An 8,675-nucleotide genomic window follows, 5' to 3' on the forward strand; every position below is an offset into this window, starting at 1 on the left:
GGTCAATGCGCCGCTGCCGACGGACGCGGTCTATTTCGGCGAGATTTCACTTTCCGGCGCGGTCCGGCCGGTGGCGCAGACCTCGGCCCGGCTTAAGGAAGCGGCGAAACTCGGCTTCGGCCGCGCCGTGCTGCCGGAATCCGCCCGCGGCGACGGCGGCGGCGACGCCGGCCTTGCCCTCAACAGCGTCGGCTCCCTGACCAGCCTGGTCGCCGACATCGCGGCGCGCGGCAGCCCCAGAGGCGCCAGGGAGGACAGCCGGGCGGCTGAGAAAAATGCCACACCGGCGCGATTCCGTCGCGAAAACGGCTAAAGCGGCGTGACGTTACCCGCCCTCGCCGCTATACCACCCGCGCAAACAGGGGGTACGGGATGGCACGAACTGCGGCCTTGCGGGAGGCGCCGGATGCCCGTCACCTAGGACGGAACCGATGCGCCGATTCGCTATCCTTGAGAACGCACGAGCGGACCTGACCAGCCGATGCCGATAACGATCCTCGATCTCGTCCTGCTCGCGGTGATGCTGATCTCGGGCCTGCTTGCGATGGTGCGCGGCTTCATGCGCGAAATCCTGTCGATCGCGGCCTGGGGCACGGCGGCGCTGGTCACGCTTTATGCTTTCTCGAAGCTGCTGCCGACCGCCAAGACCTATTTCAATAACGACACGGTTGCCGCCATTGTGGTGGTGGCCGGAACCTTCGTCGGTACCCTGATCGTGGTGTCCGTCATCACGGTCAGGATTTCGGACATGATCCTGGACTCCCGGATCGGCGCGCTCGACCGCACGCTCGGCTTCCTGTTTGGCCTCGCCCGCGGCCTGCTGATCGTGGTCGTCGCCTTCCTGTTCTTCAGCTGGCTGGTTCCGGACAAGCAGCGGCCCGATTGGGTCACGGGCGCGAAGTCCCGGCTGGTGCTGCAGGGGACCGGGGATTGGCTGATGTCGCTCTTGCCTGATGACCCCGAGAACACCATTTTAAAGAAGTTCAAGAAGAATAAACCGGAAGACGACCAAACCGATGCCGAGCCGGCAGCCCCGGCGTCGGGTGATGGCTATAGTAAACCCGCCCGCGACGGCCTTAAAAAGCTGATCGAGAAACCGGCGGGCCGTTAGGCTTTTGGCCAGAAGAGAGGCGTGATGGACGAGATGCAGGAGCCTTCCGATCCCGCCGGCCAACCCGATCCGAACCGCGGCCCGATCGAATTGCAGCACGTTCGCCGAGATCCCGATCTTGAAGGGGACACGCTGCGCGAGGAATGCGGCGTGTTCGGCATCTTCGGCCACCCGGAGGCCGCCGCGATCACCGCGCTCGGGCTGCACGCGCTCCAGCATCGCGGCCAGGAAGCCGCCGGCATCGTCTCCTTCGACGGCAGCCGCTTCCACAGTGAACGCCGGCTTGGCCTGGTCGGCGACACCTTCTCCCGGCGCGAAGTGATCGAGCGCCTGCCCGGCAACGCCGCCGTCGGCCATGTCCGCTATTCCACCACCGGCGCCACCATCCTTCGCAACGTGCAGCCGCTGTTCGCCGAACTGAATGCCGGCGGCTTTGCCGTCGGCCATAACGGCAACCTCACCAACGGGCTCAGCCTGCGCCGGGAACTGGTGCGCAACGGCGCCATGATGCAATCGACCACCGATACCGAGGTGATCCTGCATCTGGTGGCGCAGTCCAGGCGCCACCGCTTCATCGACCGCTTCATCGAGGCGCTGCGCACGATCGAGGGCGCCTATTCGCTGGTGTCGCTGACCAACAAGAAGCTGATCGGCGCGCGCGATCCGCTCGGCATCCGCCCCCTGGTGCTGGGCGACCTCGACGGCTGCCCGATTCTCGCCTCGGAGACCTGCGCGCTCGACATGATCGGCGCCAAATATGTCCGCGACATCGAGCCCGGCGAGGTCATGGTGTTCGACGAGCGCGGCGCCCACAGCCACAAGCCGTTTCCACCGAAACCGCCGCGGCCCTGCATCTTCGAATATATCTATTTCTCGCGCCCGGATTCCATCGTCGGCGGCCGCTCGGTCTACGAGGTCCGCAAGGCTTTTGGCGCGCAGCTCGCGCGCGAAAGCCATGTCGAGGTCGATGTCGTGGTGCCGGTGCCGGATTCCGGCGTGCCCGCCGCGCTCGGCTACAGCCAGCATTCCGGCGTGCCGTTCGAGCTCGGCATCATCCGTAACCACTATGTCGGCCGCACCTTCATCCAGCCGACCCAGAGCGTGCGCGAACTCGGCGTGCGCATGAAGCATTCGGCAAACCGTTCCGCGATCGAGGGCAAGCGCATCATCCTGATCGACGATTCGCTGGTGCGCGGCACCACCTCGAAGAAGATCGTGCGCATGATGCGCGACGCCGGCGCCCGCGAGGTCCATTTCCGCCTCGCCTCGCCGCCGATCCTCTATCCCGATTATTACGGCATCGACCTGCCCGACCGCGGCGGGCTTTTGGCCGCGACCCATTCGCTGGAGGAGATGCGCGCGATCATCGGCGCGGATTCGCTGGCGTTCCTGTCGATCGACGGCATGTACCGCGCGATGGGCGAGCCCGGCCGCGATCCCGCCAATCCGAAATTCTCGGACCATTGCTTCACCGGCGCCTATCCAACCCACCTCACCGACCAGACCCAGGTCGAACCGCAGCCGCGGCAGCTCTCGCTGCTGGCGGAAGCGAGCTGACTTTGTCGTCCCCGCGAACGCGGGGACCCATAACCACCAGCCTTCGTTTTTCGGAAGCCATTAGACACGAACACCTTCCGCCATCATAACCGTCACGGCGTATGGGTCCCCGCGTTCGCGGGGACGACGATCATAGAATTGCTTCGATGACTACGCTCCCCCTCGCCTCCCGGATCGCGCTCGTCACCGGCGCCTCGCGCGGCATCGGCTATGCGACCGCGCGGGCGCTGGCGAAGGCCGGCGCGCATATCGTGGCGGTGGCGCGGACGCAAGGCGGGCTGGAGGAACTCGACGACGATATCCGCAAGGACGGCGGCAGCGCCACGCTGGTGCCGCTGAACCTGACCGACCATGACGGCATCGCCCGGCTTGGCGCGGCGCTGCATGAGCGGCACGGCAAGCTCGACATCCTCATCGGCAATGCCGGTGTCACCGGCCCCTCCTCGCCGCTCGGCCATATCGAGCTCAAACCGTGGAACGACGTGATGGCGGTCAACGTCACCGCGAACTTTCAGTTGATCTGCTGCATGGAACCATTGCTGAAGCAATCCGATGCCGGCCGCGCGGTGTTCGTCACGTCAGGCGCTGCCAGCAAGGCGACCGCCTATCTCGGCCCGTACGCGGCCTCGAAGGCTGCACTCGAAGTCCTGGTGCGGTGCTGGGCGCAGGAAACCGCCAGCACCAAACTGCGCGTCAATTTGTTCAACCCCGGCCCGGTCCGCACCCGGATGCGTGCGACCGTGTTTCCCGGCGAAGACCCGATGACCTTGGATACGCCCGAGCAGGCCGCGGAGTTCATCGTGCCGATGTGTTCGCCCGATTGGAGCGAGACCGGCAAAATCTACGATTACAAGAGCCGCACATTGATGCGCTTTCGCGCGCCGGCGTGAGATCTGCCACCTATCATTCCGCGCGGCGACGATCCCGTAGGATGGGTTGAGCGCAGCGATACCCATGGCGTCTCGCCAAGGCGGGTGAGCGGCATCACCAATTCGGTCGCAACTTTGTCTTCACCATCGATCTGGAGCGGACGCTGGGTCCCACCGCACGGGTGATGGGTTTCGCGTTGCTCAACCCATCCTACTGGCTACCCCGCCGCCGCATCGATTTCGCGCGGCGCGGCCGTCTGGCCTGCCCGGACATCCTCGTCGCCGTGTCGCCGTTCCGGGGGAAGCCCGGCGAACCGGCGCAAAGCTTCGGCCATCCGCATGCGGCCGCTGACGCCGGTGATCACCACGTCGACCATGGTCAGGGACGAGTGGAAGTGGCCCCGCGCGTTCAGTTGCTCGACCGGCACACCCGCGGCAGCGAGCGCCTCGGCGTAAGCCACACCCTCGTCGCGCAGCGGATCGAACTCGCAGGTCGCCACGAACGCCGCAGGCAAGCCCTCGAGCTTGCCGCGCAGCGGCGAGACGCGCGGATCGGTTCGGTCCGCGGGCGAACAGTAGAGGTCCCAGAACCAGTACATCAACGAGCGCGTCAGGAAGTAGCCCGTTGCATTGTCGTTGTAGGAAGGGCGGTCGAACGCGCAGTCGGTGACCGGGCATACCAGAAGCTGGCCCGAGATTGGCGGGCCGCCGCGATCGCGCGCGAGCTGGCAGGTGACGGCGGCGATGTTGGCGCCGGCGCTCCAGCCCGCGACCGTCACCGGTCCCGGTTTGCCGCCGAGGTCCGCCGCATGCTCGGCGATCCACCGCGTCGCCGCGTAGCCATCCTCCGCCGCCGCCGGGAAGCGGTGGTCGGGCGCATGGCGGTAACCGACGCTGACGAACATCATCCCGGTGCGCCGGCACAGGTCGCGGCAGAACGGGTCGTCGGACTGCTCGTCGCCGATCACCCAGCCGCCGCCATGGAAATACACCACGACCGGATGCGGCCCCGGCGTCGCCGGCCGATAGAGACGATAGGGCAGCGGACCGTCGGCGCCGGGTAGCGTGCCGTCGACGATTTCGCCGACCGGTCGGCCAGCAGGACGGCTGGCATTGAATGCAGTCAAAAAGTCGCGCGCGCCCCGGGCTCCGAGCGACTCGATCGGCGGCAACTGCATGTCCGCCAGCAGGTTCAGCACCAGTCGCACGTCCGGTTGCAGGCGAACGATCTCGCCGTCGTTGCATTGCTCGGCAACGTTGGGGCCGGTGAGCCTGAAACCGAGCATGCCGCGGCTGACCACCTCGTTGCAGATGCCGCGGTAGGGGCCGACGCCGCCGGTATAGGGCATCACGCCCTGCGCCTTGCCGGGGACGTTGGCGCCGGTGTACCAGGTATTCGCCAGCCGATGCAGCGTGAGCGTCGCGCAGTCGGCCATGTGCCGCGCCCAACCGGCCTGCGCCGCCTCAGTGGCCTCGATGGTGGTGAAGCCGGCCTCGCGCATCGCAATCAGCCGCTCGACCACCCAGTCGACGTGCTGCTCGATCGATACCGCCATGTTCGACAGCACCGACGGGCTGCCCGGGCCGGTGATCATGAACAGGTTGGGAAAGCCGGCGACGGTCAATCCGAGATAGGACTGCGGGCCGTGGGCCCAGACGTCGGACAGCGATTTTCCGCCACGGCCCGTGATCGGATGCACGGCCATGATCGCGCCGGTCATGGCGTCGAAGCCGGTGGCGAACACGATTGTATCCACGTCGAACGTGCGCTTGTCAGTCTCGATGCCGGAGGCCGTGATCGACTTGATCGGCTCCTGCCGCAGGTTCACCAGCGTGACGTTGGGACGGTTGTAGGTGGCGTAGTAATTGGTATCGAGACAGGGACGCTTGGCCCCGAACGGATGGTCGTGGGGGCTCAGCGCCGCGGCCGTTTCGGGATCCTTCACGGTCGTGCGAATTTTCTCGCGGACCAGTTCGGCCAGCAGCGCGTTGCCGTCGACGTCGACGCCCTGGTCAGCCCACAACTGGGTCAGTATGTAGACGAGATCGCCGGCGGCCCACGCCTTCTCGAACCGCTCGCGGCGCTCGGCATCGCTGAGCTGCCAGCTGACGACGGTTTGCTGCGGCAGCGGAACGCCAGCCAGCGACCAGCGGGCCTGCTCGCGGTAGCCGGCGCGATCGCTTTCCAGCAAGGCCGCGCGGTCCGCCGGCGAGGGACCATTGTGGGCAGGCAGCGCAAAGTTCGGGGTGCGCTGGAACACAGTCAGATGGGCCGCCTGCCCGGCGATCAGCGGGATCGCCTGGATCCCGGACGATCCCGTGCCGATGACCGCGACGCGCTTGCCGGCGAGCTTGACCTCTTGATGCGGCCAGCGGCCGGTGAAATAGACCTCGCCCTTGAAATCTCTGACACCATCGATCTCCGGTGGCTTGGGCGTGGAGAGACAGCCGGTGGCCATGATGTAGGTGCGGCAGGATATGATCGCGCCATTGTCGGTCGTGAGCCGCCAGCGCTCCGCGGCCTGATCCCAAACCGCCGCCGCGATCCTGGTGCCAAAGCGGATGTCGCGCCGCAGATCGTAGCGGTCGGCGACAAAGCCGAGGTAGCGCAGGATTTCGGGCTGGGTCGCGTATTTCTCCGACCATTTCCATGCGCGTTCGAGCTCCGGATCGAAGGTGTAGGCGTAGTCGATGGTCTGAATGTCGCAGCGCGCGCCGGGATACCGGTTCCAGTACCAGGTGCCGCCGACGTCGTCGGCCTCCTCCAGCACCAATGTCGTGAATCCGGCCTTGCGCAACCGATGCAGAAGGTACAGGCCGGCAAACCCGGCACCCACCACGGCGACGTCGACCTGCTGCGTCGCAGCGCCGCTCGTCGGTTCCAAAGCTGATGCTGCGACCATTGCGTCTGGCATGCCACTCCTCCCGAGAATTTTATTTGCCGCAGGCTACCGCTGCGCACCCGGTTTGTCATCAGGGCAATTTCAATCTTCGGTAGCGGCGGTGCTGCGACCGCCTGTTCGAAGACAGTCAGGTGCGATCCGGCGGTAACGTTCGGGAGACAGGGGTCACCATCTGGACACGCAATCGCGTCAGGGGCCCTCCGGAATCTTGCGTCATGCCCTTTCAAGTTTTGGTCAACCGGGGTTGGCGATTACGATTACAAGACGCGCGCGCTGATGAGCTTTCGCGGGCCGGCTTGAGCTCCCGCATGTCCCGGGCGCGGTACAGCGCGCAGCGACGTGCCGCAGAACCGGGATCCATCGTCACGCCTGCCATGGGCTCCGGATCAGCAGCGCGTCACGCTGCAAAGCGCGGTGCGCATCCGGGGAACATGACCGCCGTCAGCCCGCAGCAAGCGCACTTTCCCGCCAGCGGCCGGGCGTGGTGCCGGTGACCCGCTTGAAGGCGCGGTTGAACGCCGCTTCGGAATCATAACCGACATCGGCGGCGATCGCGGCAAGGCTGCCGTGGCCGGTTCGAATCCGGTCGGCCGCGAGTTGCATGCGCCAGCAGGTGATGTATTCGATCGGAGCCTGGCCCAGGACGGCGTGGAATCGTTCGGCGAGCACGGTGCGCGACGAGCCGGCCTCGCGCGCCAGATCCTCCACCGTCCAGCGGCGGCCGGGGTCGCCATGCACGGCCTGCATCGCCCGGCTGACGATCGGGTCGTTGAGCGCCGCGAACCATCCTTTCGCGCCGGCGGGCAGCTTCGTGGCGTAGCGACGCAGCACCTCGACGAACAACACTTCCATCAGCCGGCCGAGGATCAGTTCGGTGCCGGGCGCGGCGGCTTCCGCCATCGCCACGATCTGCCGCACGGTGGAGGTGATCAGCGCGCCGACCTGATCGTCGTCGGCGCGGTCGACCAGCAGCGGCGGCAAGGTGCGGAACACGGGGGTCAACAGAAACTCGGACGATTCCAGAAACCCGCAGACCATCCGGGTTTCCGAACCGCCGCCGCCGTGGTTGACGTTCCACATTCCCGCGACCGGGCCGGGACGCACGATATCGTCCGCATCGGCCATTGCCGATGCCTGGCCGTTCCAGAACTTATGCTTGTCGGCAAACGGCACCAGCAGGATATCGCCGGCCGTGACATGCCGGCGCTCGCCGGTCGCCAGTTCGATGCTGCACTCGCCGGCCGAAATCAGGTGGAAAACGCTGACATGGCGCAACCGCGCCATCGGCGTGCTCTCGTCGAACCGCCTGGGGCTGATGACGCCGAACGGGGCCGTGAAGCACGCATTCAGAAACACCGACCCGGTCAGGCGCACCGCGCGCAGCATTTCCGCGAGCACATCCCGCCCGGCGTGATCGCGTTCCAGCGTAGCGGCAAAGGAAGGCGGCGTCTCGATCATTGAGGGTAATGCCCGTCCGACGATATCAAGCCAGCAAGGCCGCGGTGACCTCGGTCCAACGCTCGTGGCGGATTTTAGCCGATGAAGACAGTCATGATCAAGAAATGGGCTGCCAGGTTGGCCAGCCGTAGCGGCGCCATCGCCGCTTCGTTGCTGATGCGCTGGGCCGTCAGGCAGCTTCTCGGCCTCGACGAGCGTTCGCTTGTCGACGTCGGACTGTCGCGCGCCGACGTCACCGATTGCCTTTCGACACCCTTCACCACCGATCCGACCGGATTGCTGACCGCGCGCAGCAGGAGGCGCCGGATGGTCCGTCCTGCCCGCCCCGCCGGGGCCGGCGGCGACAATTCGCCCAGCCTGAAAGGAAGCCAGCCATGAATATCCAAGCAGCTACTCCCGCGACGATCGATTTCGCCGCGATCAAGAACCGCCAGCAGCGCGCGTGGTCGTCCGGCGATTATGCCGTCGTCGGCATCACCCTTCAGATCGTCGGCGAGATGCTGTGCGAGGCCGTCGACCTGCGCAGCAACCAGCGCGTGCTGGACGTCGCCGCCGGCAACGGCAATGCCACGCTGGCGGCGGCGCGCCGTTTCGCCGAGGTGGTCTCGACCGACTATGTCGGCGCGCTGCTGGAACGCGGCCGCGAGCGTGCCGCGGCCGAACGGCTGCCGGTGATCTTCCGCGAGGCCGACGCCGAAGCGCTGCCGTTTACCGATGCGAGCTTCGGCGTCGTGCTGTCGACGTGCGGCGTGATGTTAAAGCCGAACCAGCAGCAGG

6 protein-coding genes, 1 tRNA gene and 3 pseudogenes are annotated in these 8,675 nt (G+C 66.4%); 7 read left to right on the forward strand and 3 right to left on the reverse strand.

The window, feature by feature from the left end; genetic code table 11:
* The 4 genes and pseudogenes from WCE35_RS00775 to WCE35_RS00790 form a co-directional block, all read left to right on the forward strand.
* Positions 1–313 (forward strand): annotated as a pseudogene (locus WCE35_RS00775) (DNA repair protein RadA); the annotation flags it as partial.
* Positions 314–481: 168 nt separating this feature from the next.
* Positions 482–1,111, forward strand: coding sequence for a CvpA family protein (locus WCE35_RS00780; protein ID WP_424591444.1), 630 nt, complete (start codon positions 482–484; stop codon positions 1,109–1,111).
* 24 nt (positions 1,112–1,135) lie between these two features.
* Positions 1,136–2,668, forward strand: a complete 1,533-nt coding sequence (gene purF, locus WCE35_RS00785) for an amidophosphoribosyltransferase (protein WP_424591445.1) — start codon at positions 1,136–1,138, stop codon at positions 2,666–2,668.
* A gap of 146 nt (positions 2,669–2,814) precedes the next feature.
* The gene (locus WCE35_RS00790; protein ID WP_424591446.1) at positions 2,815–3,558 is read left to right on the forward strand and encodes an SDR family NAD(P)-dependent oxidoreductase; all 744 of its coding nucleotides are present in this window, start codon (positions 2,815–2,817) and stop codon (positions 3,556–3,558) included.
* 197 nt (positions 3,559–3,755) lie between these two features.
* Here WCE35_RS00790 and WCE35_RS00795 read toward each other — a convergent pair whose 3' ends face one another.
* Together WCE35_RS00795 and WCE35_RS00800 are read right to left on the reverse strand one after the other, a co-directional pair.
* Complete coding sequence (locus WCE35_RS00795; RefSeq protein WP_424591447.1) at positions 3,756–6,452, reverse strand: flavin-containing monooxygenase; 2,697 nt, start codon at positions 6,450–6,452, stop codon at positions 3,756–3,758.
* Positions 6,453–6,881: 429 nt separating this feature from the next.
* Positions 6,882–6,959: pseudogene (locus WCE35_RS00800) on the reverse strand (hypothetical protein); the annotation flags it as partial.
* Here WCE35_RS00800 and WCE35_RS00805 point away from each other — a divergent pair.
* A tRNA-OTHER gene (locus WCE35_RS00805) sits at positions 6,912–7,035 on the forward strand. The pseudogene WCE35_RS00800 and the gene WCE35_RS00805 sit on opposite strands and share 48 nt — an antisense overlap.
* 278 nt (positions 7,036–7,313) lie before the next feature.
* Here the strand turns inward: WCE35_RS00805 and WCE35_RS00810 are convergent.
* Positions 7,314–7,898: pseudogene (locus tag WCE35_RS00810) on the reverse strand (cupin domain-containing protein); the annotation flags it as partial.
* Positions 7,899–7,979: 81 nt separating this feature from the next.
* Here WCE35_RS00810 and WCE35_RS00815 point away from each other — a divergent pair.
* Together WCE35_RS00815 and WCE35_RS00820 are read left to right on the forward strand one after the other, a co-directional pair.
* Entirely contained in the window at positions 7,980–8,276 is a 297-nt protein-coding gene (locus WCE35_RS00815) for a DUF1127 domain-containing protein (protein ID WP_424591448.1), read from the forward strand.
* A partial coding sequence (locus WCE35_RS00820) for a class I SAM-dependent methyltransferase (RefSeq protein ID WP_424591449.1) occupies positions 8,273–8,675 on the forward strand: 403 nt, incomplete at its 3' end. The genes WCE35_RS00815 and WCE35_RS00820, both read left to right, overlap by 4 nt.

The organism is Bradyrhizobium sp., assembly GCF_049691595.1.
Classification (GTDB): Bacteria; Pseudomonadota; Alphaproteobacteria; order Rhizobiales; family Xanthobacteraceae; genus Bradyrhizobium.